A 25,460-nucleotide genomic window follows, 5' to 3' on the forward strand; every position below is an offset into this window, starting at 1 on the left:
GCCGGGGGCCCGGCAGAGGTCTCAGGACACCCGCTCGCCGGCCACGGGGCCACGCAGGATCGACGTCATCCTCTTGCCCCGCGCCACCTCGTCGACCAGCTTGTCGAGGTACCGGATCCTGCGCATCAGCGGGTCCTCGATCTCCTCGACCCGGTGGCCGCAGATCACCCCGGTGATGAGCGAGGCGTGCGGATTCATGCGCGGGGCCCGGGCGAAGAAGGTCTCCATGTCGACCTCGTCGTCGAGGGTCTGCCGCAGTCCGGCGTCGTCGTAGCCGGTCAGCCACTCGATGACCTGGTCCACCTCCGCCTGCGTGTGTCCCTTGCGCTCCACCTTGGCCACGTAGAGCGGATAGATGCTCGCGAAGCTCATGGTGAAGATCCGGTGACCCGCCATGGTGTCCCCCTGCGTCGAGTGTGCTCAGGTCCGTCGGGCACCATCGTGGCACGAGCCGTCGGTTCAGCCCACCACCTTCACGGTGACGGACTGCTGGCCGCCGACGACGCGGGGCAGGGGGTCGGACGTCCGTTCCCGCTCGAACGCCGCCTTGCCGCGACCGATGCGCAGGCTCAGCCCGACCTCGTCGTTGCGCAGGTTCGTCCGCAGGAGCGTCTTCATCTCCGCGAACGTCCGGGGGCCGGAGAAGTCGTCCCAGACGCGGTTGCCGCCCACGATCGTCGCCGAGCCGCTCGTGCCACGCAGGCTCTTCGGGATCTTGACGTCCTCGCGAACCGTCCGGGTGGACCCGTCCGACCCCTGGAGCGTGGTCCTGAGCTTCAGGGTCGCACCGGCGCGGACCTTCGCCGTGCGGTCCGTGACGTCCCTCCAGCGCCCCTCGGAGCGCTGCTGGATCTTCACGACGCGATACGTGTGCTTCGCATCGCGCGTGCGCACGTCGTTGGTCACCGCGGTGACCTTGACACCGGGACGCGTCGACAACCGGTCCACGACGGTCGCCAGGTCGAACACGCCGTCGAACCCGATGTCGTACCCCGACCGGTATCGGTCGGCGTACCGCAGCACGAACGGCTCGCCCGAGACCGTCCCCTTGATCGTCCAGGACTGCGTCTGCGACCCCGCGATGATCCCGTCGACCACCCGGTCGTGGTTGGCCAGGGCGCCGAGCAGCGTGACGTCGGCGAGCGCGGACCGATGCAGCACCTCGGTCGAGCCCGCGCGCGACCTGCCCTCGTACGCCACCTTCGACGTCACCACCGCCGACGTCGGCACGGGCCCGAGCGTCCCGGCGATCCCCGCGAGGCGGTCGTCGGTGACGGTGCCGCCCAGCTCGCCCAGGTTGGCCACCTTGAACGGCACACCGAGGGGGTCCTCCTGCACGTACAGCGCGTCCGCCGCAGCCAGACCGAGTCGGGTCCTGCCGGTGAAGGACATCGGGTGCCCGAACGCCACGACCCGGTCGCCGCAGACCGACGTCGCGGTCCCGATCCCGGCCAGGGTGACGTCGCCGTAGGACAGCACGGCCGCCACGTTGCCGCCCGCGACGACGGTGTCGACCGTGGCCGCGGACGATCCGCTGGACCGACCGATCCGGTAGGAGTCCGCACCGATCAGCGCGCTCCCGCGCGCCGTCGCCGCCTTGTCCGCCCGTCCCAGGTCCACGCCGCTCACCCCGACGGGCATCGGCAGCTGCGCCAGCCCGCGGGCGGCCTGGGACGTCGTCACCTCCGTCTCCGCCGCGATCCGGGCCGCCATCCGTGGGCCGATCTCCACGGTCGGCGCCGCGGCGGCCACCCCGAGATAGCCCTGCATGTCCTCGAACGGGGTGATTCCGGCCACCGGTGATCCGCCCCAGGCCAGGCCGTAGGCGACCGCGCCGATGAGGCGGCCGTCCTCGGCGTACACGGGAGAACCGGACATGCCCTGCCAGATCCCGCCGGCGGCGTCGATGGCGGGCGAGTCGAGGTCGGCCACGATCATGTCCAGCCCGGGACCGATGCCGTCCTTCAGGACGCCGATCAGCTCGCCGGTGAACGCCTCCGGCGTGGTGCCTCGGCTCACCGTCAGCCCGTGCACCGCCATCCCGGCGCCGAGGTCCGCCACCGGGTAGGCCGTCGCGCAGTCGGGGGCCGGTGCGGCAGCGGCGGGCAGAGCGGTCACGAGGATGCCCAGCGCGAGTGCGCCGGCCGCACCCGAGGCGATCGGCGCGGCGACACGGTGGTGACGCAGCGCGGTACGACGCCGGGGCCGCCCGGAGCCGTCGCGCCTGACGGTGGCTCCCTCGCCACGCGTCGCGGGTGACGGTGCGGTGCCGCCCCCGGGAACGATGTTCATCATGAGCACAGCATCCGCCCTGGCGACGGCCAGGGACCCGCGACGCGCGGGTGAAAAACCACGCCGACGGCGCGCTCGTCGCCGACGACCGGGCCGATGCAGACGGAGGTGCTAATCGCGTCCCTCCTCCAGGGGCACGAGCAGGGTGCGGAACTCCCCCGGCGTGGTGTGCAGCTCCCAGATGCGCTCGGCGACGTCGTCGATGCCGTTCTCGAGCTGGAGCTTCGGGATCGCCCCCGGGATGACGAGCTGGGCGACCCGGATCCCCTCGTCGGCCAGCGCGTCGTGCAGCATCTCGCCGTAGGCGCTCTCGGCGGGGAACGCGACCGAGGTCCCCGCGAACCCCGCGCGCGCCCTCACGGACGTGCCGCCGTTGATCAGGACGACGCTGCCTCCCTGCTGCTCGCGCATGCCGGGCAGCACGGCGCGCACGGCCGTGACGAGGCCCAGCGCGGAGAACCGCAGCGCGTCCAGGGCGAGCTCCGGGGTGAGGTCCAGCACCGGCTCGAGGTACTCCCGGGCCGGCAGCGGGCTGTACTGCAGGGCGGTGACCGTGCCCAGCTCGTGGGCGGCCTGCGACAGGGCCGCCTCGAGCGCTGCGCCGTCGCGCACGTCCGCGGCGTACCCGCGTGCCGTCACGCCGTCGTCCACCAGCGCGGCGGCCAGCGCGTCGAGCTTCTCCCGGTCCCGGGAGACCAGTGCGACCGAGAAGCCTTCCCGGCCGAACCTGCGTGCTACCGCGGCTCCCAGTCCGGGACCCGCTCCGACGATCGCCAACGTCGCCATCATGACCTCCTGTGCGCTCGACGTCCTGCGGCGACCGTACTGCGGTGCGTCGGTTCGGGCCTCACGAGTTGTTGCGCTGCGGGTTGACCTTGCGGATCCAGTCGATGAAGTCGTTGCTGGAGCGGGTCTGCAGCCACACCCGGCCGGGTCCGACGAAGTCCGTCACCAGTCCTTCGCCGCCCAGGAGCGTCGACTTCCAGCTCCCGGCCTTGCGCACCGAGAAGTTCACCGAGCCGTCGAACGCGACGACGTGCCCGGTGTCGAGCGTGAGCGTCTCCCCCGGCGCGAGCGTCGAGGCGATGATGGCACCGTAGGACGCCAGGAGCAGCTCGCCGGCACCGGCGCAGCGCAGGAGGATCAGGCCCTCGCCGGAGAAGAAGGACTTCCCGCCGCCCCACTTCGAGTCGACCTGGATCTCCGGGTCGGAGGCGATCCAGGAACCTGACTGGACGAGCAGCGGTTGCGAACCGTCCAGGGAGACCTCCGCCATGTCCCCCGGCAGGGTGGCGGCCACACCCACCTGGCCGCCGGTGCCCGAGTGGAAGTCGTTGACGAAGAAGCTCTCACCGCCGAAAGTGCGCTTCAGACCGCTCATGAAGCCGCCCCGCGTGGACGTCTCCATGCTGATGTCACCGCGCGTCATGGCCATGGCACCTGCCTCGACGCGGACCGACCCCCCGGGCGGTACGGCGATCGTGCCCATCGCGAAGGCGGGACCTGCGCTGATCGTGACGTCCATCGGTGTGCTCCGTCTCTCCGGGTCGAGGCTGCGGCTCGCAGCTACCGTGCAACGTAGCGGGCCGGGCGGCACCGGCAAGCGCAGGCGGCGAGGTGGTCGCCTGCCCCGCCCGGAGACGACGAATGGCTCGGAACCGCTCAAGCGGTTCCGAGCCATCTGCGATGTCCAGCGACATCACGACGTCGGGCTGACAGGATTTGAACCTGCGACCCCTTGACCCCCAGTCAAGTGCGCTACCAAGCTGCGCCACAGCCCGTCCGGCCCGACGGCGCGCCGGAGCACGACGAGAAGGACCGGTTCGGCCCCGCAGGGCCGACCGAAATACTACCCCAGACCGGGCGTTGCTCGTCCACCCGGACGACCGGGTGTGTCAGGGGTCACCGCGGGTCCGTCCGGCCTCCCTCGGCCCGACCGGCCGGGGCGGGCACCGACGCGCGCAGCGATCCCACGACCCGGGCCGTGGCCAGGGCCGCGGCCGTCGCCTCGTAGCCCTTGTCCTCGGAGGACCCGGGCAGCCCGGCCCGGTCGAGCGCCTGCGCCTCGTCGTCGCACGTGAGCAGCCCGAACCCGACGGGGAGGGTGTGGTCGAGCGCCACCCGGTTGAGGCCGTCGGTGGCCGCGGCGCACACGTAGTCGAAGTGCGGCGTCCCGCCGCGGACGACGACGCCGAGCGCCACGACCGCGTCGAACCCGCCCGCGGCGGCGGCCTGGGCCACCACCGGCAGCTCGAACGAACCCGGCACGCGCAGGACCTCCGGCGTCACCGCGTGGTCCGCGCACGCCCGCAGGGCGCCGTCGAGCAGGCCGTCCATGACGTCCCGGTGCCAGGAGGCGGCGACGACGGCGACCCGCAGGTTGGAGCAGTCGACGGCCTGCGTGGTGGGTGCCCCCGCGCCGCTCACCGCACACCCTCGCACGCGATTCCAGCAGTCATCGGTCCTCCTTCAGGTTCAGGTCGAGGGTGAGGTCGGGCGTCCGCCCGAGGTTCGACCTCGGGTTCAAGGTTGGCCAGGTCGTGGCCCATGCGGTCGCGCTTGGTGCGCAGATAGGCCACGTTGTCCGGGGCGGGGTGGATGGCCAGCCCGACCCGCTCGGCGACCGTCACGCCCCCGCACCGCAGGCCGTCGACCTTGGCCGGGTTGTTCGTCAGCAGCCGCACCGCACCGACGCCGAGGTCACGCAGCACGTGCGCAGCCGCGGTGTAGTCGCGCGCGTCCACGGGCAAGCCCTGCGCCAGGTTCGCGTCGACGGTGTCGTGCCCACCGTCCTGCAGGCTGTACGCGGCCAGCTTGGCCACGAGTCCGATCCCCCGGCCCTCGTGCCCGCGCAGATAGACGACGACCCCGCGTCCGGCCTCCTGCACCGCGCGCAGCGCGGCGTCGAGCTGGGGGCCGCAGTCGCACCGCAGGGACCCGAAGGCGTCGCCGGTGAGGCACTCCGAGTGCACCCGGGTCAGCACCGGCTCGCCGTCGTCGAGGTCCGCGAGCGGCCCGGCCACCAGGGCGACGTGCTCGGCACCGGTGAGCCGGTCGCGGTAGCCCACGGCGGTGAACGTCCCGTGCCGGGTGGGCAGCCGCGTCACGGCCAGGCGGTCCACCAGCACCTCCGTCTGCCGACGGTAGGCGGCCAGGTCGGCGACGCTGATCAGCTCGAGGCCGTGCTCGGCCGCGAACTCCTCCAGGGCGGGCCGCCGCATCATGGTGCCGTCGTCGTGCGTGAGCTCGGCGAGCACGCCGGAGGTGCCGCGACCGGCCAGGCGGGCCAGGTCGACGGCGGACTCGGTGTGCCCGCGCCGCACCAGCACGCCTCCGTCGCGGGCGCGCAGCGGCAGGACGTGTCCGGGTCGGGTCAGGTCGGTGGGCACCGTGCCGGCGGCGGCCAGGACGCGGGCGGTGCGCGCCCGGTCGCTCCCGGAGATGCCGGTGGTCACGCCGTCGGCGGCGTCGACCGTGACGGTGTACGCGGTGCGGAAGGCGTCCCGGTTCCGGGCGACCATGAGGGGCAGGCCCAGGCGGTCGAGGGTGGCCCCGTCGGCTGCCACGCAGACGAGGCCGCTGGTGTGCCGGACGGTGAATCCCATGAGCTCCGGCGTGGCGGCCTCGGCGGCGAAGATCAGGTCGCCCTCGTTCTCGCGGTCGGCGTCGTCGACCACGACGACGGGCCGCCCGGCGGCGACGGCCGCCACCGCCCGCTCGACGCGGGCTCGCAGTCCCGCCTCGGGCGCGGTCATCGGGCCACCTCCACGTCGGCGCCGGCCACAGCGGACGGCCCGGTGAGGCGCCCGTCGAGCAGCCGCTCGACGTGCCGCGCCAGCACGTCGGTCTCCAGGTTCACCCGGTCGCCGACCATGCGGCGGCCGAGGGTCGTGCGTGCCAGCGTCTCGGGGATGAGGCTCACGGTGAAGCGGCCCGCCCCGGCGTCCACGACCGTCAGCGACACGCCGTCGACCGCGATCGACCCCTGGGCCACGACGTACCGTGCCAGGTCCGCCGGCAGCGAGATCTCCACGACGTCCCACCGCTCGCCGGGCGTGCGGGCCAGGACGGTGCCGACGCCGTCGACGTGACCCTGCACGATGTGCCCGCCGAGCCGGTCGCCGACCGCGAGCGCCGGTTCGAGGTCGACGCCGTCGCCCGGAGCCAGCTCGCCGAGGGTGGTGCGCCGCAGCGTCTCGGCCATCAGGTCCGCGGTCCAGATCCCCTCGTCGAGGCTCGCCACGGTGAGGCAGCACCCGTTGACGGCGACGGAGTCGCCGGGCCGGGCCCCGTCGAGCACGGTGGTGGCGGCGATCGTCAGGCGCGCCGCGTCGGTGGTGGTCTCCAATGCCCGGACGGTGCCGAGCTCGGTCACGATGCCCGTGAACATCAGGACTCCTTCCGCGGCCGCAGGGTGAGCCGCACGGTGGGGGCGGCGGCGCCCGAGCGCGCGCCGTCGGGGAGGTCGAGGTCGTCGGGGGACGGCTGCAGGACGGTGACGTCGGCGACGTCGAGCCGGACCGCTCCGGTGATGGACGTGATGCCGAGGTCCCCGACGGCAGCCGGACCCGCGCCGAGGAGCACGGGCGCCACGTAGGCCACGACCTCGTCGATCATCCCGGCGCGCCAGAACGCGGCGGCCAGGGTGGCACCGCCCTCCAGCAGGACGTGGCGGCGGTCGTGGTCCCACAGGTCGGCCAGCGCCGCGCGGGGATCCCGGGTGCGCAGGTGCACCGTGGCGGCGCCGTCCGGTCCGGGGGCGGCCAGCCGGGATGCCTGCGGCAGGTCCCGCAGCCCCATGACGGCGCGCGCCGGCTGCGGCCCGCCGAGGTCGGCGTCGCGCACCGTGAGCGAGGGGTCGTCGGCGGCCACGGTCCCGCTGCCCACGAGCACGGTGTCGGCGGCCGCTCGCAGGCGGTGGGCGTCCCGGCGCGCCGCGGCGGACGTGATCCAGCGCGAGGTGCCGTCGCTCGCGGCGGTGCGCCCGTCGAGCGTCGTCGCGACCTTCCAGGTGACGACGGGTCGGCCGAGCTCCATCGCGGCGGTCCACGTCGGGTTCAGGGCCCGTCCCCGGGCGGGCTGCACGTCGCCGACGACGTCGACGCCGGCGTGCCGCAGCAGCGCAGCTCCGCCGGTGGCCACCGGGTTGGGGTCGGCCTGGGCGTACACGACGCGCGCGATGCCGGCGTCGCGCAGCGCCTGCGCGCACGGTCCGGTCCGCCCGGTGTGGGCGCAGGGTTCGAGGGTGACGACGGCGGTGGCGCCGCGCAGCGCGTCCGGCCCGACGGCGCGGCGGGCGTTCTCCAGCGCGACCGCCTCGGCGTGCGGGGTGCCGGCACCACGGTGGAACCCTTCGCCGAGGGTGGCGCCGTCCGGGGCGAGGAGCACGCAGCCGACGCGCGGGTTCGGCCCGAGGACGAGCCCGTCGGTCGCGGCCAGGTCGAAGGCACGCCGCAACGCGTGCTGCTCGGCCGGTCTCACCGCGGGTGCCGCCGTGGCGGTGGTCATCTGCTGCCCCTGTCGTCCGGTCGCGGACTGCTGGGGCGGCACGGCGTCGTCGCCGCTCACCGGTCAGGGGGTGCACGCACCCCGGCGTGGACGGGTCCACGCCACCGGCGAGCGGACGATGCCGTCGCGTGCGTCTTCCCATCCGGACTTTGACCGTCGGTCCAGGAGTTCCACCTGGTCAACCGGTCACTGGTGGTGACCGGGTCGCGGACTTTCACCGCCGGTTCGGAATTGCACCGACCCCAGAGCACGCGAGCATCTGCTCGTTGCGGCCGACACTACCGCACCGGCCCGCCCGCGAGTTGCGACGCCCGTCACACCTGCGCCGTCCGAGGACGTGGCCGTCAGCGGCGACGCTTCTGGCGGACCCGCACGCTGATGCGCAGCGGCGAGCCCTCGAACCCGAACTCCTCGCGCAGGCGGCGTTCGATGAACCGTCGGTAGCCCGCCTCGAGGAACCCCGAGGCGAAGACGACGAACCGCGGGGGCCGTGTCGCGGCCTGGGTCGCGAACAGGATGCGAGGCTGCTTGCCACCGCGCACCGGGTGCGGGTGGGCAGCCACCAGCTCACCCAGGAACCCGTTGAGCCGACCCGTCGGGATGCGCGTGTCCCACGAGTCGAGCGAGGTCTCCAACGCCCGGACCAGCTTGTCCGTGTGCCAGCCGGTGCGCGCCGAGACGTTGATGCGCGGCGCCCAGGTCACCTGCACCAGGTCCCGCTCGATCTCGCGCTCCAGGAACGGGCGGCGGTCGGAGTCCATCAGGTCCCACTTGTTGTACGCGATCACCAGCGCCCGGCCGGCGTCGACCACCTGGGAGATCACGCGGGTGTCCTGCTCGGTCAGCGGCACCGAGGCGTCCACGAGCACGACGGCGACCTCGGCCTTCTCGATCGCGGCCTGGGTGCGCAGCGAGGCGTAGAAGTCGGCACCACGGGACTGGTGCACCCGGCGCCGGATGCCGGCGGTGTCGACGAACCAGTACGGCATGCCCTTGATCTCGACGAGCTCGTCGACCGGGTCGCGCGTGGTGCCCGCGGTCTCGTCGACGACGACCCGCTCGGCACCGGCGATCTTGTTCAGCAGCGACGACTTGCCGACGTTGGGCCGGCCCACCAGCGCCACCCGGCGCGGACCCTCGGGACGCAGGGTCCCGTGCGCCGACTCCTCGGGCAGCATCTCCAGGACGGCGTCGAGCATCTCGCCCAGCCCGCGGCCGTGCAGCGCGGAGACCGGCATCGGCTCCCCCAGGCCCAGACCCCACAGGTAGGCCGCGTCCGCCTCGCCCGACGGCCCGTCGACCTTGTTGGCGCACAGGACCACGGGCTTGCCGGCGCGGCGCAGCATCTCCACGACCCGCTCGTCGGTCGCGGTGGCACCCACCTGGGCGTCCACGACCAGCACGACGGCGTCCGCCAGCGAGATCGCGACCTCGGCCTGGACGGCCACCTTCGACTCGATGCCGGCGACGTCGACCTCCCAGCCGCCGGTGTCCACCAGCGTGAAGTGGGTCCCCGACCACTCCGCGGGATAGCTCACGCGGTCACGGGTCACCCCCGGGGTGTCCTCCACGACGGCTTCGCGACGCCCCAGGATGCGGTTGACCAGCGTCGACTTCCCGACGTTGGGACGGCCGATGACGGCCAGCACCGGCAACGGGGCCTCGGCGGGCTCGACGTCGCCGTCCCGCCACTCGGCCTCGAGGAGCTCGCGGTCGGACTCGTCGAGGTCGAACTCCTCCAGACCGGCGCGCAGGGCGCGCTCGCGGTCGGCGTCGTCCACGAACTGGGTGACGACGGGTCCGAGGTCCTCGACGGGACCGGCGTCGGCGTCGGCGGGCGTGGTCTCAGGACCGTCGGCGGGGGTGGTCATGCAGCCATTGTCCCAGGTCCGCCGCCCCGGGCACGTCGACGCGGCCCGCGGAGGGCGAGAGACCCGTCACGTCGAGCGTCCCGCGGGCTCAGACCGTCGCGCGTTCGGCCACCACGAGGACCGCCGCGACGGTCTGGTCGAAGTCGAGATCGCTGGAGTCGACGGTGACCACGCCGTCGGCGGCGGTGTGGAAGGTGCTGACCGTGGCGTCGTCGCGGTCGCGGCGCAGCACCTGGTCCTTGGTCGCCTCCACCGAGGTGGCGTCCGCGGTGCCGTGCACCTCCAGGGAACGACGGCGCAGGCGCGCCTCCTCGCTGGCGGTCAGCAGCACGCGGGCGTCGGCGTCCGGAGCCACCACCGTGGTGATGTCGCGACCCTCGGCGACGATCCCGCGACCGGACGAGAACCCGCCGTCCTGCTCGGCGGCGATGATCGCGCGCTGACGGCGGCGCAGCTCGGCCCGCACCTCGAGGTTGGTGGCCACCTGGGACACCGCGGCCGTCACGTCGCCGGTCCGGATCGCCGCGGCGACGTCGTCGCCGTCGAGCACGATGCCCGGGGCGGCCGGGTCGAGGCCCATCTCCAGCGGCATGGCGCGCACGGCGGCCGCGACGTCGGCAGCGTCGGCGAGGGGGACGCCGGTGCGCACGCACCACAGGGTCGCGGCACGGTACATGGCGCCGGTGTCGAGGTAGGCCAGTCCCAGGTGGGCGGCGACGGCTCTCGAGACGCTGGACTTGCCGGAACCGGAGGGGCCGTCGACGGCGATTGTGACCACGGGTTTCTTCGCTCTCGTTCGGGGGTGGGGGGGAGGGGACGCGCGGGAATCTACAGGTCGACGGCCTTCATGAGGGTCCCGAGCTCCGTGCGGCCCAGGACCCGGGTCCGACCGACCTTGAGGTCGCCGAGGGCGATCGGGCCGATGCGCGTGCGCACCAGCCGCGTCACCGGGAACCCGACCGCGTCGAACATCCGACGCACGATCCGGTTGCGGCCCTCGTGCAGCACCACCTCGACCAGCGTGCGCCCCGGGACGGCGTCCACGACCCGGGCCTTGTCCATCGCAGCGGGCCCGTCCTCGAGCTCGACCCCGGTGGTGAGCTGCTTCAGGACCCGGGGGTAGACCTCGCCGCCCTCGACGGTCACGAGGTAGGTCTTGGGGATCTCGTAGCTGGGGTGCGCGAGGCGGTTGCCGAGCTCGCCGTCGTTGGAGAGCAGCAGCAGTCCCTCCGAGTCGGCGTCCAGGCGCCCGATGTGGAACAACCGCTCGGGGCGGTCCTTGACCAGCTCGGCCACCGTCGGGCGGCCCTCGGGGTCGCTCATCGCCGAGATCATGTCCACGGGCTTGTTCACCGCGACGGTGATCTTGGACGGGTCGAGCTGCACCCGCATGCCGTCCACGTGCACCACGGAGCTCGCCGGATCGACACGGACGCCCAGCTCGGTGACGATCTGGCCGTCGACCTCGACGCGCGCCTGCGAGATCAGCTCCTCGCACGTGCGCCGCGAGCCGAGGCCGGCCTGGGCCAGCACCTTCTGCAGCCGGACGCCGTCGGCGACGTGGACGTCGACCTGCGGGGTCCGGGAGGAGTTCGACTGCTGGGGGCGGCGACGGCCGCCGCGACGAGAGGTGGGCATGGGCCCATTGTCGCAGGCCCGCTCGCGCCCGCGCGCCTCAGTCGGCGTCGACGCCGCCCGACAGGCCGCCGAGGCCGCCGTCCAGGGCGCCGACCGCCTCGACACCCGGCAGATGGGGGGACAACGGCGGCAGCTCGGACAGCGACGTCCAGCCCATCCGGTCCAGGAACTCCCCCGTGGTCCCGAACAGCACCGCGCCGGAGGTCGGGTCCTGGCCCATCTCGGCGATCAGCCCCCGGGCCAGCAGGGTCCGGACGACGCCGTCGACGTTCACGCCGCGCACCGCGGAGACCTGACCTCGGCTGACCGGCTGGCGGTAGGCGATCACCGACAACGTCTCGAGCGCCGCCTGGCTCAGCCGGGACGACTGACCCTCCAGCACGAACCGGCTCACCACGTCGCCGAGCGCCGGGGCGGAGTAGACCCGCCAGCCCTCGGCCCCCTGGCGCAGCTCGAACCCGCGGGGCCGCCCCTCTCCCTCACCGGCGTACTCCGCGGCGAGCGCGTCCAGCACCTCGGCAACCTGCGCCGTCGGACGCTCGACCGCGGCCGCGAGCCGCTCGGTGGCCACCGGGGCCTCGGTGACCATGAGGATCGCCTCCAGCGCCGCCGCCAGCCCACCGGGCAGGGCGTCCACGTCCAGCGGAGCGGCGGTGTCGGTGCCCGGTCCCGTGCTCATGCTGCTCCCTCCACGGCGCCCTCGAACTCCTCGACGTCGACGACCGCGTCGTCCGCTCCCCCGGTCCAGCGCACCGTCAGCTCACCCAGCGCGACCATCTGGTCGAACGCCACCTGACCGGCCCGGAAGAGCTCGAGCAGGGCCAGGAACCGCGCCACCACCACCAGGCGTTCCTCCCCGCCGGTCAGCGCCCGGAACGTGGCCACGTGGTCGCGACGGAGCCGCCGGGCCAGCACGCCGGCCTGCTCCCGCACGCTCACCGCAGGGGCGTGCAGGTGGGTCAGGCCGACCACCGGTGGCGCCTTCGGCTCCAGGGCGCGCGAGGCGAGCTCGGCCAGCCGCTCGCCGTCGAGGCTCCACACCAGCTCGGGCAACAGGGCCGCCAGCCGGGGCTCCATCGGCGTCGATCGCGGCACCCGGCGCCCTTCGGTGGCCAGGCGCTCGGCGAACACCGCCGAGATCTCCTTGTAGGCGCGGTACTGCAGCAGACGTGCGAACAGCAGGTCGCGCGCCTCCAGCAGCTCGAGGTCCTCCGCATCCTCCTCCACGAGCCCCGGCAGCAGACGTGCCGCCTTGAGGTCGAGCAGGGTGGCGGCCACCACCAGGAACTCGCTCGCCGTGCCCAGGTCCCACGACGGGTGCTCCTCACCCCGGTCCGCGGCCTCGGCGGCGGCGGCCTCGGCGGAGCGGATGTGGGCGACGAAGTCGTCCGTCACCGCCGCGAGCGCCACCTCGGTGACGTCCAGCTCGCGGGCCGTGATCAGCGAGAGCAGCAGGTCGAACGGGCCGTCGAAGTTGTCCAGGTGCACCTGGAACGCCCCGGCACGCGGCGTCTGCGCAGCGTCAGCGGGAGCAGCCACGGGCCACGAGCTCGCGGGCCAGGTGCCGGTAGGCCGCGGCGCCGGCGTGCGAGGGGGCGTAGGCGGTGATCGGCTCCGCGGCGACGGAGGCGTCGGGGAACTTCACGGTGCGCCCGATGACCGTGTGCAGCAGCGTGTCCCCGAAGGCCTCGTGCACCCGCTGGACGACCTCGCGCGAGTGCAGGGTCCGTGCGTCGTACATGGTCGGCAGGATGCCGTCGACGGCGAGGTCCGGGTTGAGCCGGTCGCGCACCTTCTCGATGGTCTCCACGAGCAGCGCCACGCCGCGCAGCGCGAAGAACTCGCACTCCAGCGGGATGAGGACGCCGTCCGCGGCGGTCAGGGCGTTGACGGTGAGCAGGCCCAGGGACGGCTGGCAGTCCACCAGGATCACGTCGTAGTCGTCGCGCACGGGCCGCAGCGCGCGGGAGAGCACGGACTCACGCGCCACCTCGCCCACGAGCTGCACCTCGGCGGCGGAGAGGTCGATGTTCGCCGGGACCACGTCGAGGCCCTGGATGGCCGTCGGACGCACGACGTCCGCGACGTCGACGTCACGCTCCATGATGACGTTGTAGATGCTCAGGTCGAGGTCGTGCGGGCTCACGCCCACCCCGACCGAGGCGGCGCCCTGCGGGTCGAAGTCCACGAGCAGCACCCTGCGCCCGTACTCCGCCAGCGTGGCGCCCAGGTTGATCGTCGTGGTCGTCTTGCCGACGCCACCCTTCTGGTTGCACATCGCCACGATGCGCGCCGGCCCGTGCGACGTGAGGGGCGCGGGTTCCGGGTACTCGGGCAACGGCCGGCCGACGACGTCGGTCGGCGGATCCTCGTCCGTCGCCTGGCGGCCCGGGATCCCGGGCAACGTGCTCTCGGCGGTCGCCGGCTGCGTCATCGTGTCGCTCCCCCCGGGTGCGTCGGTCACGTCCGTCACGCTACACCGCGCCTCCCCTGGTGCCGGGCCGCGGGCTCGGCGCGCCGTCCTTTGCCCGAGGCGCCTACAGCGCCCGCGGGTGGGCCGCCGCGTAGACCTCGCGCAGCGCCTCCGGCGTGACCATCGTGTAGATCTGCGTGGTGGTCACCGAGGCGTGACCCAGCAGCTCCTGGACCGCGCGCACGTCCGCGCCCCCGGCCAGCAGGTGGGTGGCGAACGAGTGCCGCAGCGTGTGCGGGGAGACGTGCTCGGCCAGCCCGGCACGGTCGGCCGCCCGTCCGAGCACCGCCCACGCGCTCTGCCGCGAGAGCCGGTTGCCCCGGGAGTTCAGGAAGAGTGCGGGGGTGCTGCGGCCCCGCGCCGCGCCGGCGGACGTCAGCACCGGCCGGGCCCGCACGAGGTAGGCGTCCACCGCGGTGCGCGCGAAGGACCCCACGGGCACCACCCGCTCCTTGCCGCCCTTGCCCAGCAGCCGCACGATGCCGTCGGTGCCGACGTCGTCCACGTCCAGCCCGACGACCTCGCTGATCCGGCCGCCCGTGGAGTAGAGCATCTCCAGCAGCGCCCGGTCGCGCAGTCCGGCGGGGCCCTCCCCGGCCGCCGCGGCGTCCAGCAGGCGGGCGACCGCGTCGACGCTCAGGGCGTGCGGCAGGCGCCGGGTCTGCGTGGGTGCCGTCACCTCGGCGGTCGGGTCGGCCTCGCTCAGCCCCTCGGCCCGGGCGAACCGGTGCCAGCCGCGGACGGCGGCCAACGCGCGAGCCGTGGACGACGGCGACAACGGGCGACCGCCGTCGGCCCCCTCCCGGACCGCCGTCAGGTAGGCGCCGACGTCCGCCTCGCGCACGTCGGCGAGGCGCTCGCGCCCCGAGGCCGTCAGGAACGTCGCGTACCGCGCCAGGTCCCGGCGGTAGGCGGCCACGGTGTTGGCCGAGAGTCCCCGCTCGACGCGCAGATGGGCGAGGTAGTCGCGCAGCGCGCCGTCCAGGGCGGGGCGCAGCACGTCGGCAGGAGCGGTCACCCGCCCATCATGCCCCGGCGGAGACACGCTCCCGCAGGAACCGGCGCAGCGCGTCGACCGCTCTGCCGCCGTCCCGCCGCGGCCCACGAAAATCCGTTGACCCGATCGGGCCCCCGGGGCGACGCTGTCAGTGGCCGCTGGTGGACGCCACGAGCGGCTCCCACCGGTCACCGTGCCGTGCCGGACATCTCCCGAGACCAGGTCGCCATGACGGCGTTCACCACGTGCGTACGACGCACGACCACCCCGCAACGGAGACGGTCGTGAGACCGCCCGGGACCGTCGTGTTCGACGTGTCGGCCCCCGGCGCCGAGCAGGGTTCCAGCGCCTCGCGGATCGTCCCGGAGCCGTCGCCGCCGGTCGCCGCGCCCGCGCCCACCGGGCAGCCCGTGCCCGTCCGCACCGGGCGCGAACCTCGGCACCTGCCCACCGCGCTGGTCCTCGCCCTCGGGACGCTGCTCGGCTCGGCGAGCGCGGCGACCGCGTTCGCCCTCGCCGGTCTCCTGGGCCCGTCGGCGGTGGACCCCGCGGCCGAGGTCGGCACCCGTCCCGAAGGATTCGGGGGCGGCGGCGGGTCCTGGGGCGTCGTCGCACCGGGCGAGCCGGCGTCCTCCGTCGTCGTGGCCCGGTTCTCCGGCCGCGTCGTCACCGTCGAGGTCCTCCCGGCGGACACCCGGAGGACGCCCGGTGCCAGCCTGCCGAGGCTCGCGCCCGGCTGTCCGGAGTCGATCCCGCCGCACGGCACGCCGCCTTTCTGCTGACGGGTCGGGGTGACGTCAGAACGGCAGGAAGACGTCCACCGCGACGGCGACGAACAGCAGGGTGAGGTAGGTGATGGACGCGTGGAAGACCTTCATCGCGCCCGGACCGCCCCGCGTGCTGCCTCGCGCCTTGCGCAGCATCGCCACGGTGAGCCAGAGGAACCAGCCACCCAGTCCGGCGGCGACGGTCGCGTACACCCACGTCATGCCGGCGAGCGGGACCAGGGCCAGCGAGCAGACGATCATCGCGATCGTGTGGCCGACCATCTCGGTGGCGACCCGGCGGTCCGACGCCACGACCGGCAGCATCGGCACCCCGGCGGTGGCGTAGTCCTTCTTGAACTTCACCGACAGCGGCCAGTAGTGCGGCGGGGTCCAGAAGAAGATGACGCCGAACAGCGCCAGTGCGGACCAGCTCAGCGAACCGGTCACCGCGGCCCAGCCGATGAAGACGGGCATGCACCCGGCGATCCCGCCCCAGACGATGTTCTGCGAGGTGCGGCGCTTGAGGATCATCGTGTAACCGACCACGTAGATCGCGATGGCACCGAACGTCAACCAGGCGGCGGGCACGTTCACCAGCCACGCGAACCACACCAGCGCCACCACGCCCAGCGCCGTCGCGAAGACCAGCGCGTCGCGCGGGCGGATCTCGCCGGTCACCAGCGGACGTCGCTTGGTGCGGTTCATCAGCTCGTCGATGTCGCGGTCGAGGTAGCAGTTGAACGCGTTGGCCGACCCCGCCGCGAGCGCCCCGCCGACGAGGGCGGTGACCACGAGCCAGAGATCGGGCAGACCGCCCTGCGCCAGGATCATCGTCGGGACCGTCGTGACCAGCAGCAGCTCGATGATGCGCGGCTTGGTCAGCGCCACGTAGGCGCCGACGCGATCCCGCCAACCGTCGCCGGGTCGAGCTGCGGACCGGCGCGCGGCGGCTCGGGTCGGTGTCGACGAGGTGGTCGTCGTGCGGCTGGTGGTGCTCACGCGCGGTCGGGTTCCGTTCGGGGCGGTCTGCAGGGGGCGGGACCATGCTACGCCGGACGCGGACCGTCCTCGCCCGCACACGCGCCCGGGCCGCTGTGACAAATGCCGCCCCACCGGGGCGGTCGCCGTGTCGAGCGCTCACATCGTGGGACGTTCCGTCGTCGTGAACGCGCCCGGCGGCCCGCCCCGCTAGTGTGGAGACGAACAACGCAGGGCACCGGTGCCGCCGCGTGCACCGGTCCGTCCGCTGCGCCCGGCGTCCGTCCCCGCCCGTCGGCGGCGGGGCCCGCGCCCGGCACCGGCCAAGCAGCACACACCCCGGGGCAGCGCCTCGGGCAGGAAAGAGGCATTCGTGAACGCGTTCGACCCCGCACTGTCGCCGCTCGAGTGGAACGAACTCGACGAGCGGGCGGTCAAGTCCATCAAGGCGCTCGCCGCCGACGCCGTCGAGAAGTGCGGCTCGGGTCACCCGGGCACGGCGATCTCGCTAGCTCCCGCCGCCTACCTGCTGTTCCAGAAGACGATGCGGCACGACCCGAGCGACGCCACCTGGGTGGGCCGCGACCGCTTCGTGCTGTCCGCCGGCCACTCGTCGCTCACGCTGTACCTGCAGCTCTTCCTGGCCGGCTACGGCATGGAGATGGACGACATCGCCGCGCTGCGCACCTGGGGCTCGCAGACGCCCGGACACCCCGAGTTCCGCCACACCCGTGGCGTCGAGATCACCACGGGCCCGCTGGGCCAGGGGCTGGCCTCCGCCGTCGGCATGGCCTTCGCCTCACGGCGCGAGCGGGGTCTGCTCGACCCCGAGGCGGCCCCGGGCACCTCGCCGTTCGACCACCACGTCTACGTGATCGCCTCCGACGGCGACCTGCAGGAGGGCGTGACCTCCGAGGCCAGCTCGCTGGCCGGCACCCAGCAGCTCGGCAACCTCGTGGTGATCTGGGACGACAACAAGATCTCGATCGAGGACGACACGGAGATCGCGTTCACCGAGGACGTCCTCGCCCGCTACGAGGCCTACGGGTGGCACACCCAGCGGGTCGACTTCACCCAGGGCGGCACCGGCTACGCCGAGGACACCGAGGGACTCGCCGCAGCGCTCGACGCCGCCCGCGCCGAGACCGGCAAGCCCTCGATCATCGCGCTGCGCACCATCATCGGCTGGCCGGCACCCACCAAGCAGAACACCGGCGGGATCCACGGATCGGCCATGGGCGCCGACGAGGTCGCCGGCATGAAGAAGATCCTCGGGCTCGACCCGGAGAAGTCCTTCGACATCGACGACGAGGTGCTGACCTACACACGGGCGGTCGCCGAGCGCCAGTCCGAGCAGCGGGCGGCCTGGGACACGGCCTTCGAGGCCTGGAAGACGGCCAACCGCGACGGCGCGGCCCTGCTCGAGCGGCTGCAGTCGCGCGAGCTGCCCGAGGGCTGGGCCGACGCCCTCCCCGAGTTCGAGGCGTCCGCCAAGGGCGTGGCGACCCGCGCGGCGTCGGGCAAGGTCCTCACCGCGCTGGCCGACGTGCTCCCCGAGCTCTGGGGCGGCTCGGCCGACCTGGCCGGCTCGAACAACACCACGATGGACGGCCAGCCGTCCTTCATCCCGATCGAGCACGCCACCAAGAAGTTCCCCGGCCACCCGAACGGCCGCACGCTGCACTTCGGCATCCGCGAGCACGCGATGGGCTCGATCCTCAACGGCATCGTGCTGCACGGCCTGACCCGCCCCTACGGCGGCACCTTCCTGCAGTTCTCGGACTACATGCGCGCCTCGGTCCGCCTGGCCGCGCTCATGGAGATCCCGTCGACGTTCGTCTGGACGCACGACTCGATCGGTCTCGGCGAGGACGGGCCGACGCACCAGCCGGTCGAGCACCTGGCCGCCCTGCGCGCCATCCCGGGCCTCGACATCGTCCGCCCCGCCGACGCCAACGAGACCGCCTTCGCCTGGCGCGGCATCCTCGAGAACACCGCCAACCCGGCCGGCCTGGTCCTGACCCGTCAGGGCGTGCCGACGTACCCGCGCGGCACCGACGGGTTCGCTCCCGCCGACGGCACGCTGCGGGGCGCGTACAGCCTCCTGGACTCCACCAACGACGCGACCGACCTGCCCGACGTCATCCTCGTCGGCACCGGCTCCGAGGTGCAGCTGGCCGTCGAGGCGCGCGAGCTCCTCGCGGCCGACGGCGTCGCGGCGCGCGTGGTCTCCATGCCCAGCCGCGAGTGGTTCGACCGCCAGGACGAGGCCTACCGCGAGTCGGTGCTGCCGCCCGCGGTGCGGGCCCGCGTCTCCGTCGAGGCCGGGGTCTCCCTGGGCTGGCGCGAGATCGTGGGCGACGCCGGCCGGTCGGTGTCGCTCGAGCACTACGGGGCGTCCGCCGACTACCAGACGCTCTACCGCGAGTTCGGCATCACCGCCGAGGCCGTCGCCGCCGCCGCGCGCGAGTCGATCGCCGCCGCGCGCGGCGGCGACACGCCCGGTGGCCCGGCCGCCCGCACCGAGGGCGGCGCCGGCGACGTCGCCTGACCGGATGCCGTCGCGTGGTGGGGCACCGTCCGTCGGTGCCCCACCACGCGACGGCACCCGACCCGCACGGCCAGCACGAGGAGAGGACTTCTGATGACGCAAGCGACCGACCGCCCCACCCGCCGGCTCTCCGAGGCCGGGGTCTCGATCTGGCTCGACGACCTCTCGCGCGAGCGGCTCGACACCGGCAACCTGGCGGACCTCGTCGAGACCCACGACGTCGTCGGGGTGACCACCAACCCCACGATCTTCGCCGGCGCCCTGGCCGGCGGTGACGCCTACGACGGGGTCCTCGCCGAGCTGGCCGGGACCGACGTCGAAGCCGCCGTCGAGCGCATCACGACCGACGACGTCCGCGCCGCCGCCGACGTCCTGCGCGGCGTCCACGACCGCACCGACGGCGTGGACGGCCGGGTCTCCATCGAGGTCGACCCCCGGCTGGCGCACGACACCGAGGCCACCGTCGCCACGGCCCGTCGGCTCTGGGACACCGTGGACCGCCCGAACGTCTTCATCAAGATCCCGGCGACCCTCGAGGGCCTGCCGGCGATCACGCGGACGCTGGCCGCGGGGATCAGCGTCAACGTCACCCTCATCTTCTCCATCGAGCGGTACCACGCCGTCATGGGGGCGTTCCTGACCGGTCTCGAGCAGGCCCGGGCCAACGGTCACGACCTGGGGCCGATCGAGTCGGTCGCCTCCTTCTTCGTGTCCCGGGTGGACTCGGCCGTCGACGCGGCGCTGGAGGAGGTCGGCAGCGACGAGGCCCTCGCCCTGCGCGGCCGAGCGGCCGTCGCCAACGCACGGCTCGCCTACGCCGCCTACGAGCAGGTCTTCTCCGGCGAGCGCTGGGAGGAGCTGCGCTCCGCCGGGGCCCGCCCGCAGCGGCCCTTGTGGGCGTCCACCGGGGTGAAGAACCCCGACTACCCCGACACGATGTACGTGACCGAGCTGGTCGCCCCCGGTGTGGTCAACACCATGCCGCAGGCCACGCTGGACGCGTTCGCCGACCACGGCGAGGTCACCGGCGACACCGTGACCGGGACCGCCGACGACGCCGCCACCACGATCGCCGCCGTGGAGGCCCAGGGCGTGTCCCTGGCCGAGGTCACGGCGCGCCTCGAGTCCGAGGGCGTCTCCAAGTTCGAGGTGAGCTGGGACGAGCTGCTGACGACGACCAAGAACGGCCTGGACGCCGCCGGCTCCTGATCCCGCGGCGTCCCGACGACCGCACGCCAGCATTCCACCCGAGAGAGAGACGGGGTCCCGTGAGACCGGCCAAGATCACCGCAGAGCACAATCCCCTCCGTGACCCCCTGGACCTGCGGCTGCCGCGGATCGCCGGCCCCTGCGGGCTGGTCATCTTCGGCGTCACCGGCGACCTGTCGCGCAAGAAGCTCATGCCCGCCGTCTACGACCTCGCCAACCGCGGGCTGCTGCCCCCGGGGTTCGCCCTGACGGGCTTCGCGCGGCGCGACTGGGAGGACGAGGACTTCGCCCAGGTGGTCCACGACGCCGTCAAGGAGCACGCGCGTACCCCGTTCCGCGAGGCGACGTGGCAGCAGCTCGCCGAGGGGATCCGCTTCGTCCAGGGTTCCTTCGACGATCCCGAGGCGTTCGAGGAGCTGCGCCGGACGGTGGAGGACCTCGACGCCGAGCGCGGCACGGGGGGGAACCACGCGTTCTACCTGTCCGTGCCGCCGAGCGCCTTCCCGCTGGTGTGCGAGCAGCTCGCCCGGTCGGGTCTGTCCGAGTCCGCCGAGGACGCCTGGCGCCGGGTGGTCATCGAGAAGCCGTTCGGGCACGACCTGGCCTCGGCCCAGGAGCTCGACGCCGTGGTGTCGAAGGTCTTCGAGCAGGAGTCGGTGTTCCGCATCGACCACTACCTCGGCAAGGAGACCGTCCAGAACATCCTGGCGGTGCGCTTCGCCAACCAGCTCTTCGAGCCGCTGTGGAACAACAACTACGTCGACCACGTGCAGATCACGATGTCCGAGGACATCGGCATCGGCGGGCGGGCCGGCTACTACGACGGCGTCGGTGCGGCGCGCGACGTGATCCAGAACCACCTGCTGCAGCTCCTCGCGCTGGTCGCGATGGAGGAGCCCGTCGACTTCGACGCCGACGCCCTGCGTGCGGAGAAGATCAAGGCGCTGTCGTCGGTGCGCCTCCCCCGCGACCTGAACCGCCACACCGCCCGCGGGCAGTACACCTCGGCGTGGCAGGGCGGCGAGAAGGTCGTCGGGTTCCTCGAGGAGGAGGGCTTCAACCCCGACTCCACGACGGAGACGTACGCGGCCGTGCGCCTCGACATCGACAACCGCCGCTGGGCCGGTGTCCCGTTCTACCTGCGCACCGGCAAACGCCTGGGCCGGAGGGTGACCGAGGTGGCGGTCGTGTTCAAGAAGGCACCGCACCTGCCCTTCGAGTCGTCCCTGACCTCGGATCTCGGGTCCAACGCCCTGGTCATCCGCGTGCAGCCGGACGAGGGCGTCACGCTGCGGTTCGGGGCCAAGGTGCCCGGCACGGCGATGGAGGTCCGCGACGTCACGATGGACTTCGGCTACGGGCACTCGTTCACCGAGTCCTCCCCCGAGGCCTACGAGCGGCTGATCCTCGACGTGCTCCTCGGCGACCCGCCGCTGTTCCCGACGCGCGAGGAGGTCGAGCTCTCCTGGAAGATCCTCGACCCCGTCATCGCGCACTGGGCCGGCCACGGCGCCCCGGAACCCTATCCGGCGGGCACCTGGGGCCCCGCGTCCGCCGACGCCATGCTGGCCCGCGACGGCCGCACCTGGCGCCGTCCCTGACCCGCCGGCACGACGAAGGAGCACCCATGATCATCGACATGCCGGACACCACCACCAACGCGGTCAGCAAGCGGCTCGACTCGCTGCGCGACGAGGGCGGCGCCGTCGCGCTCGGCCGCGTGCTGACCCTCGTGGTCGTCGCGATCGAGGCCGACATCGAGGCAGCGGTGGTCGCCGCCAACGAGGCCAGCCACGAGCACCCCTGCCGCGTCGTCGTCGTCGCGCCCGGCGCCCCGCACGCCACGTCGGGCCGCCTCGACGCCCAGATCAGGGTCGGTGGCGACGCCGGAGCGTCCGAGGTGGTCGTGCTGCGTTGCGCCGAACCCCTGCAGGACCACACCGACACCCTCGTGATGCCGCTGCTGCTGCCGGACGCCCCCATCGTGGTCTGGTGGCCCACGGGCGGGCCGGACGCACCCGTCGAGGACCCGCTGGGGGCCATGGCGCAGCGTCGCATCACCGACACCACCAAGGCGGCCGACCCCGTGGCGATGCTCGCCCGGCTCGCGTCGGCGTTCACCGAGGGGGACACCGACCTCGCGTGGGCGCGCGTGACCCTGTGGCGCGGGCTCATCGCGGCGGCCGTCGACCAGCCGCCGTACGAGCCGGTCACCTCCGTGCGCGTGGAGGGCGAGGCGCAGCACACCTCGCTCGACCTCCTGGCCGCCTGGCTCGGCCTGAAGCTGCGCTGCCCGGCGACGGTCGTCCGCACCGACGGTTCCGACGCGATCACGCGGGTGGTGCTGGAGCGCAAGAGCGGTGAGATCGTCCTGGATCGCCCTGACGGGCGCGTGGTGACCATCACCGAGCCGGGCAAGCCGGCGCGCCACATGGCGCTGCCCATCCGATCGCTCTCGGAGGCACTCATCGAGGAGCTGCGCCGGCTGGATCCCGACGAGATCTACGGACAGGTCCTGGGCAAGGGCCTCGGTCGCATCGCCACGGTGGAGGCGAGCGCATGAGCACCCGGCTCGTCGTCGTCCACCCCGACGCGGCGATCCTGGCGGACGCCGCGGCGGCCCGGCTGCTGACCCGCGTCCTCGACGTCCAGTCGGTGCGCACGCCCGTGCACCTCGTGCTCACGGGCGGCACCGTGGGCATCAGGACGCTCGCCGCCGTGGCCGCCAGCGAGCTGCGCAGGGCCGTGGACTGGTCCGGCGTCCACCTGTGGTGGGGCGACGAGCGTTTCCTGCCCGCCGGGGACCCCGACCGCAACGAGACCCAGGCGCGGGACGCGCTGCTCGACGGCCTCGTGTCCTCCGACGGGCTCCCGGAGGCGAACATCCATGCGGTTCCCGCACGGGGCGACGGCCCGGGCGAGGCCCGCACCCCCGAGGCGGCGGCCGAGGCCTACGCCGCCGAGCTCGCCGCCTTCGCCGACGACGGGACGACACCCGCGTTCGACGTCCTGCTGCTGGGCATGGGTCCGGACGGGCACGTCGCCTCGCTCTTCCCCGAGCATCCCGCACTCGGGGCGCCCGGCTGGACGGTCGGGGTCCACGGATCGCCGAAGCCCCCGCCCGAACGCGTCTCGCTGACCTTCGCGGCGATCGGGCGCGCCGAGGAGGTCTGGGTGGTGGCCGCAGGGGCGGAGAAGGCCGAACGCGCCGCAGCCGCGCTGGCGGACGGTCCCGTCACGCAGGTCCCGGCGGTCCGGGCCGTCGGCCGGCACCGCACGCTGTGGCTGCTCGACGCCGCTGCCGCGTCGGCACGGGGCTGAGCGCGACGGCGGACCGCGGCGGCGTCGTGTGACGCCGTGTCCCGCCTCATCGCCGGGCGGTCCGCAGCGACGCGAGCGCGCCGCAGCGTCGGTGCGCAGAGCCACGACAGGGGGCAGGCCGTCATGGCCTGCCCCCTGTCGTGCGAACTGCGACGGACGGGGCGTCAGCGACCCCGTCGCGCCCGCAGCGACGCCAGCGCCTCGTCGAGGAGGGCGGCGCCGTCCTCCTCGGAGCGACGCTCCTTCACGTACGCCAGGTGCGTCTTGTACGGCTCGTTGCGCAGCGGGGCCGGAGGCTCGGACGGGTCCTGGCCCGCGGGGAACCCGCACCGCGGACAGTCCCAGGTCTCGGGCGGTTCGATCCCCTCTCCCAGCGCGAAGCTCGGCGAGGTGCAGTGCCCGTTGAGGCACCAGTAGGAGACCTGCGTGCGCGGCGCAGCCTCACCCCGTTCCTGCTCCCCCATCGGTCCCGCACCGACGCGGGAGCCACGGATCGCGTGTCCGGCAGATGCCACGTGTCGTCCTCACCTTCGAGTCTGTGGGCCCGCTCCCACCCGCGGCGCCGATAGGTGGGGAGGGCCCTCGTCATGCCCGGCGCCGCCGTCCGGGCGACTCCCGTCAGCTCACCTTGGTGGCGATCCCGAGGAGCACCACGGTGACCGACCACACCAGGGCGATGCCCACGGTGATGCGGTTCAGGTTGCGCTCGGCGACCCCGGAGCTGCCCGCGGCGCTGGACATCCCCCCGCCGAACATGTCGGACAGACCGCCGCCCTTCCCCTTGTGCATGAGGATGAGCAGGATCAGGAACGCGCTGGTGAGCACCAGCAGTACGTTCAGGAGGATGGTCAACGCGGCGAACATGGATGTCCTCGGCTCTCGGCCGCCTCACGGCGGGCTGTCGGTGCCGGACCTACCCGGCGGGGTCAAGACTAGGTGACGAACGCCTCCCGTGGCCAACCCCTGTCTTGACCGGGGTCCGACCACCACGGGAGGCGTTCGGGAGGTCCGGCGGGCGTGCCCGCCGGACCGACGCGGCCTCAGGCCACGTGCGACTGGTAGCGCGCGATCTTCGCGAACTCCTGCGGGTCGAGGCTCGCGCCACCGACCAGCGCGCCGTCGACGTCGGGCTGCGCCATGATCTGCGCGACGTTGCCCGACTTGACCGACCCGCCGTACAGGACACGCACCCCCGCGGCGAGCTCGGCGTCGTACAGCTCCGCGAGCCGGGAACGGATGGCGCCGCAGACCTCCTGCGCGTCCTCCGGCGTGGCGACCTCACCCGTGCCGATGGCCCAGACGGGCTCGTAGGCGACGACGAGGTCCTTGGCCTGGTCGGCCGGCACGCCCTCGAGGGCACCGTCGAGCTGCGCCAGCGTGAAGGAGACCTGCTCGCCCGCCTTGCGGACGTCCAGGCCCTCGCCGACGCAGAGGATCGGCGTGATCGACCGGGCGAACGCCGCCTTGATCTTGGCGTTCACCTGGGCGTCGTCCTCGGCGTGGTACTCACGCCGCTCGGAGTGCCCGACCGCCACGTAGCTGCAGCCCAGACGGGCCAGCATCGCGCTGGAGACCTCGCCGGTGTAGGCGCCCGACCCGTGCTGCGAGACGTCCTGCGCGCCGTACCGGATCTCGAGCTTGTCGGCGTCGACGAGGGTCTGCACCGAGCGGAGGTCGGTGAAGGGCGTCAGGACCGCCACCTCGACCGCTGCGTAGTCGTGCCCGGCGTCCTTGAGCGTCCACGCCAGCTTCTGGACCGTGGCGATCGCCTCGGCATGGTCCAGGTTCATCTTCCAGTTGCCCGCCATCAGCGGCGTGCGGTTCGTGGCCACAGTCATGTCCTTCGTGTCGTGGG

The 25,460-nt window shown here is 73.4% G+C and carries 25 protein-coding genes, 1 tRNA gene and 1 riboswitch; of the genes, 6 read left to right on the forward strand and 20 right to left on the reverse strand.

What is annotated here, in order from left to right:
• Positions 1-21: 21 nt before the first annotated feature.
• From ACIQLL_RS08695 to xerD, 16 genes are all read right to left on the reverse strand, one after another.
• Complete coding sequence (locus tag ACIQLL_RS08695) at positions 22-396, reverse strand: DUF2200 domain-containing protein (protein ID WP_402465583.1); 375 nt, start codon at positions 394-396, stop codon at positions 22-24.
• 63 nt (positions 397-459) lie between these two features.
• Complete coding sequence (locus ACIQLL_RS08700) at positions 460-2,295, reverse strand: SpoIVB peptidase S55 domain-containing protein (RefSeq protein ID WP_402465586.1); 1,836 nt, start codon at positions 2,293-2,295, stop codon at positions 460-462.
• 108 nt (positions 2,296-2,403) lie between these two features.
• On the reverse strand, positions 2,404-3,081 hold the full coding sequence (locus ACIQLL_RS08705) for an SDR family NAD(P)-dependent oxidoreductase (RefSeq protein ID WP_402465589.1): 678 nt from the start codon (positions 3,079-3,081) through the stop codon (positions 2,404-2,406).
• 58 nt (positions 3,082-3,139) lie between these two features.
• A complete protein-coding gene (locus tag ACIQLL_RS08710) occupies positions 3,140-3,817 on the reverse strand; it encodes a TIGR00266 family protein (RefSeq protein WP_402465592.1) in 678 nt (225 codons plus the stop codon).
• Between the two features lie 182 nt (positions 3,818-3,999).
• Positions 4,000-4,073: transfer RNA gene (locus tag ACIQLL_RS08715), tRNA-Pro, on the reverse strand.
• A 121-nt stretch (positions 4,074-4,194) separates the two neighbouring features.
• On the reverse strand, positions 4,195-4,719 hold the full coding sequence (ribH, locus tag ACIQLL_RS08720) for a 6,7-dimethyl-8-ribityllumazine synthase (protein ID WP_402465595.1): 525 nt from the start codon (positions 4,717-4,719) through the stop codon (positions 4,195-4,197).
• A complete protein-coding gene (locus tag ACIQLL_RS08725; RefSeq protein ID WP_402465597.1) occupies positions 4,716-6,047 on the reverse strand; it encodes a bifunctional 3,4-dihydroxy-2-butanone-4-phosphate synthase/GTP cyclohydrolase II in 1,332 nt (443 codons plus the stop codon). Before ACIQLL_RS08725 ends, ribH begins: the two co-directional genes overlap by 4 nt.
• Positions 6,044-6,682 carry a riboflavin synthase gene (locus ACIQLL_RS08730; protein ID WP_402465599.1) on the reverse strand — a complete coding sequence of 213 codons (639 nt, stop codon included), beginning with the start codon at positions 6,680-6,682 and terminating at the stop codon, positions 6,044-6,046. Before ACIQLL_RS08730 ends, ACIQLL_RS08725 begins: the two co-directional genes overlap by 4 nt.
• Positions 6,682-7,800, reverse strand: a complete 1,119-nt coding sequence (ribD, locus tag ACIQLL_RS08735; protein ID WP_402465602.1) for a bifunctional diaminohydroxyphosphoribosylaminopyrimidine deaminase/5-amino-6-(5-phosphoribosylamino)uracil reductase RibD — start codon at positions 7,798-7,800, stop codon at positions 6,682-6,684. Before ribD ends, ACIQLL_RS08730 begins: the two co-directional genes overlap by 1 nt.
• A gap of 124 nt (positions 7,801-7,924) precedes the next feature.
• Positions 7,925-8,055: riboswitch (FMN riboswitch) on the reverse strand.
• 89 nt (positions 8,056-8,144) lie between these two features.
• Positions 8,145-9,671 (reverse strand): ribosome biogenesis GTPase Der, encoded by a 1,527-nt coding sequence (gene der / locus ACIQLL_RS08740; protein WP_402465605.1) that lies wholly within the window; start codon positions 9,669-9,671, stop codon positions 8,145-8,147.
• An 88-nt stretch (positions 9,672-9,759) separates the two neighbouring features.
• The gene (gene cmk / locus ACIQLL_RS08745) at positions 9,760-10,449 is read right to left on the reverse strand and encodes a (d)CMP kinase (protein WP_402465607.1); all 690 of its coding nucleotides are present in this window, start codon (positions 10,447-10,449) and stop codon (positions 9,760-9,762) included.
• 50 nt (positions 10,450-10,499) lie between these two features.
• The gene (locus ACIQLL_RS08750) at positions 10,500-11,309 is read right to left on the reverse strand and encodes a pseudouridine synthase (protein WP_402465610.1); all 810 of its coding nucleotides are present in this window, start codon (positions 11,307-11,309) and stop codon (positions 10,500-10,502) included.
• Positions 11,310-11,346: 37 nt separating this feature from the next.
• Positions 11,347-11,988 carry an SMC-Scp complex subunit ScpB gene (gene scpB / locus ACIQLL_RS08755; protein ID WP_402465612.1) on the reverse strand — a complete coding sequence of 214 codons (642 nt, stop codon included), beginning with the start codon at positions 11,986-11,988 and terminating at the stop codon, positions 11,347-11,349.
• The gene (locus tag ACIQLL_RS08760) at positions 11,985-12,848 is read right to left on the reverse strand and encodes a segregation and condensation protein A (RefSeq protein WP_402465614.1); all 864 of its coding nucleotides are present in this window, start codon (positions 12,846-12,848) and stop codon (positions 11,985-11,987) included. The genes scpB and ACIQLL_RS08760 overlap by 4 nt, the downstream gene beginning before the upstream one ends.
• Positions 12,832-13,743, reverse strand: a complete 912-nt coding sequence (locus tag ACIQLL_RS08765; protein WP_402466280.1) for a ParA family protein — start codon at positions 13,741-13,743, stop codon at positions 12,832-12,834. The genes ACIQLL_RS08760 and ACIQLL_RS08765 overlap by 17 nt, the downstream gene beginning before the upstream one ends.
• A gap of 103 nt (positions 13,744-13,846) precedes the next feature.
• Positions 13,847-14,800 carry a site-specific tyrosine recombinase XerD gene (xerD, locus tag ACIQLL_RS08770; protein ID WP_402465616.1) on the reverse strand — a complete coding sequence of 318 codons (954 nt, stop codon included), beginning with the start codon at positions 14,798-14,800 and terminating at the stop codon, positions 13,847-13,849.
• Positions 14,801-15,063: 263 nt separating this feature from the next.
• On the opposite strand from xerD, the gene ACIQLL_RS08775 reads away from it, so the two are divergent.
• On the forward strand, positions 15,064-15,561 hold the full coding sequence (locus tag ACIQLL_RS08775) for a hypothetical protein (RefSeq protein ID WP_402465619.1): 498 nt from the start codon (positions 15,064-15,066) through the stop codon (positions 15,559-15,561).
• A 15-nt stretch (positions 15,562-15,576) separates the two neighbouring features.
• Here ACIQLL_RS08775 and ACIQLL_RS08780 read toward each other — a convergent pair whose 3' ends face one another.
• Positions 15,577-16,545 (reverse strand): heme o synthase, encoded by a 969-nt coding sequence (locus ACIQLL_RS08780; RefSeq protein WP_402465622.1) that lies wholly within the window; start codon positions 16,543-16,545, stop codon positions 15,577-15,579.
• A gap of 352 nt (positions 16,546-16,897) precedes the next feature.
• Here ACIQLL_RS08780 and tkt point away from each other — a divergent pair, with 352 nt between their 5' ends.
• The 5 genes from tkt to pgl all read left to right on the forward strand — a co-directional run bounded on the left by tkt (position 16,898) and on the right by pgl (position 23,605).
• Positions 16,898-19,075, forward strand: coding sequence for a transketolase (tkt, locus tag ACIQLL_RS08785; protein WP_402465624.1), 2,178 nt, complete (start codon positions 16,898-16,900; stop codon positions 19,073-19,075).
• A 93-nt stretch (positions 19,076-19,168) separates the two neighbouring features.
• Complete coding sequence (gene tal, locus ACIQLL_RS08790) at positions 19,169-20,284, forward strand: transaldolase (protein ID WP_402465626.1); 1,116 nt, start codon at positions 19,169-19,171, stop codon at positions 20,282-20,284.
• A gap of 59 nt (positions 20,285-20,343) precedes the next feature.
• Positions 20,344-21,885 carry a glucose-6-phosphate dehydrogenase gene (zwf, locus tag ACIQLL_RS08795; RefSeq protein WP_402465628.1) on the forward strand — a complete coding sequence of 514 codons (1,542 nt, stop codon included), beginning with the start codon at positions 20,344-20,346 and terminating at the stop codon, positions 21,883-21,885.
• A gap of 26 nt (positions 21,886-21,911) precedes the next feature.
• Positions 21,912-22,847 carry a glucose-6-phosphate dehydrogenase assembly protein OpcA gene (opcA, locus tag ACIQLL_RS08800; protein ID WP_402465630.1) on the forward strand — a complete coding sequence of 312 codons (936 nt, stop codon included), beginning with the start codon at positions 21,912-21,914 and terminating at the stop codon, positions 22,845-22,847.
• Positions 22,844-23,605 carry a 6-phosphogluconolactonase gene (pgl, locus tag ACIQLL_RS08805; protein ID WP_402465632.1) on the forward strand — a complete coding sequence of 254 codons (762 nt, stop codon included), beginning with the start codon at positions 22,844-22,846 and terminating at the stop codon, positions 23,603-23,605. The genes opcA and pgl overlap by 4 nt, the downstream gene beginning before the upstream one ends.
• A 164-nt stretch (positions 23,606-23,769) precedes the next feature.
• Here pgl and ACIQLL_RS08810 read toward each other — a convergent pair whose 3' ends face one another.
• The 3 genes from ACIQLL_RS08810 to tpiA all read right to left on the reverse strand — a co-directional run bounded on the left by ACIQLL_RS08810 (position 23,770) and on the right by tpiA (position 25,443).
• Positions 23,770-24,120, reverse strand: a complete 351-nt coding sequence (locus ACIQLL_RS08810) for an RNA polymerase-binding protein RbpA (RefSeq protein WP_402465635.1) — start codon at positions 24,118-24,120, stop codon at positions 23,770-23,772.
• Positions 24,121-24,223: 103 nt separating this feature from the next.
• Positions 24,224-24,469: a preprotein translocase subunit SecG gene (secG, locus tag ACIQLL_RS08815; RefSeq protein ID WP_402465638.1), complete on the reverse strand. Its 246-nt coding sequence runs from the start codon at positions 24,467-24,469 to the stop codon at positions 24,224-24,226.
• A gap of 176 nt (positions 24,470-24,645) precedes the next feature.
• Positions 24,646-25,443 carry a triose-phosphate isomerase gene (gene tpiA / locus ACIQLL_RS08820; RefSeq protein WP_402465641.1) on the reverse strand — a complete coding sequence of 266 codons (798 nt, stop codon included), beginning with the start codon at positions 25,441-25,443 and terminating at the stop codon, positions 24,646-24,648.
• Between the last annotated feature and the right edge of the window lie 17 nt (positions 25,444-25,460).

The sequence above is a fragment of the Isoptericola aurantiacus genome (assembly GCF_044769875.1).
Taxonomy (GTDB): domain Bacteria; phylum Actinomycetota; class Actinomycetes; order Actinomycetales; family Cellulomonadaceae; genus Isoptericola; species Isoptericola aurantiacus.

Bases quoted from the DNA above. Each gene is read 5' to 3' on its own strand.
- ACIQLL_RS08765 (WP_402466280.1), bottom strand. From the start codon at position 13,743: ATGACGCAGCCGGCGACCGCCGAGAGCACGTTGCCCGGGATCCCGGGC.
- ACIQLL_RS08700 (WP_402465586.1), bottom strand. From the start codon at position 2,295: ATGATGAACATCGTTCCCGGGGGCGGCACCGCACCGTCACCCGCGACG.
- pgl (WP_402465632.1), top strand. From the start codon at position 22,844: ATGAGCACCCGGCTCGTCGTCGTCCACCCCGACGCGGCGATCCTGGCG.
- ACIQLL_RS08730 (WP_402465599.1), bottom strand. From the start codon at position 6,682: ATGTTCACGGGCATCGTGACCGAGCTCGGCACCGTCCGGGCATTGGAG.
- secG (WP_402465638.1), bottom strand. From the start codon at position 24,469: ATGTTCGCCGCGTTGACCATCCTCCTGAACGTACTGCTGGTGCTCACC.
- opcA (WP_402465630.1), top strand. From the start codon at position 21,912: ATGATCATCGACATGCCGGACACCACCACCAACGCGGTCAGCAAGCGG.
- ACIQLL_RS08710 (WP_402465592.1), bottom strand. From the start codon at position 3,817: ATGGACGTCACGATCAGCGCAGGTCCCGCCTTCGCGATGGGCACGATC.
- ribD (WP_402465602.1), bottom strand. From the start codon at position 7,800: ATGACCACCGCCACGGCGGCACCCGCGGTGAGACCGGCCGAGCAGCAC.
- ACIQLL_RS08695 (WP_402465583.1), bottom strand. From the start codon at position 396: ATGGCGGGTCACCGGATCTTCACCATGAGCTTCGCGAGCATCTATCCG.
- der (WP_402465605.1), bottom strand. From the start codon at position 9,671: ATGACCACCCCCGCCGACGGTCCTGAGACCACGCCCGCCGACGCCGAC.
- ACIQLL_RS08725 (WP_402465597.1), bottom strand. From the start codon at position 6,047: ATGACCGCGCCCGAGGCGGGACTGCGAGCCCGCGTCGAGCGGGCGGTG.
- scpB (WP_402465612.1), bottom strand. From the start codon at position 11,988: ATGAGCACGGGACCGGGCACCGACACCGCCGCTCCGCTGGACGTGGAC.
- tpiA (WP_402465641.1), bottom strand. From the start codon at position 25,443: ATGACTGTGGCCACGAACCGCACGCCGCTGATGGCGGGCAACTGGAAG.
- ACIQLL_RS08750 (WP_402465610.1), bottom strand. From the start codon at position 11,309: ATGCCCACCTCTCGTCGCGGCGGCCGTCGCCGCCCCCAGCAGTCGAAC.
- ACIQLL_RS08705 (WP_402465589.1), bottom strand. From the start codon at position 3,081: ATGATGGCGACGTTGGCGATCGTCGGAGCGGGTCCCGGACTGGGAGCC.
- tal (WP_402465626.1), top strand. From the start codon at position 19,169: ATGACGCAAGCGACCGACCGCCCCACCCGCCGGCTCTCCGAGGCCGGG.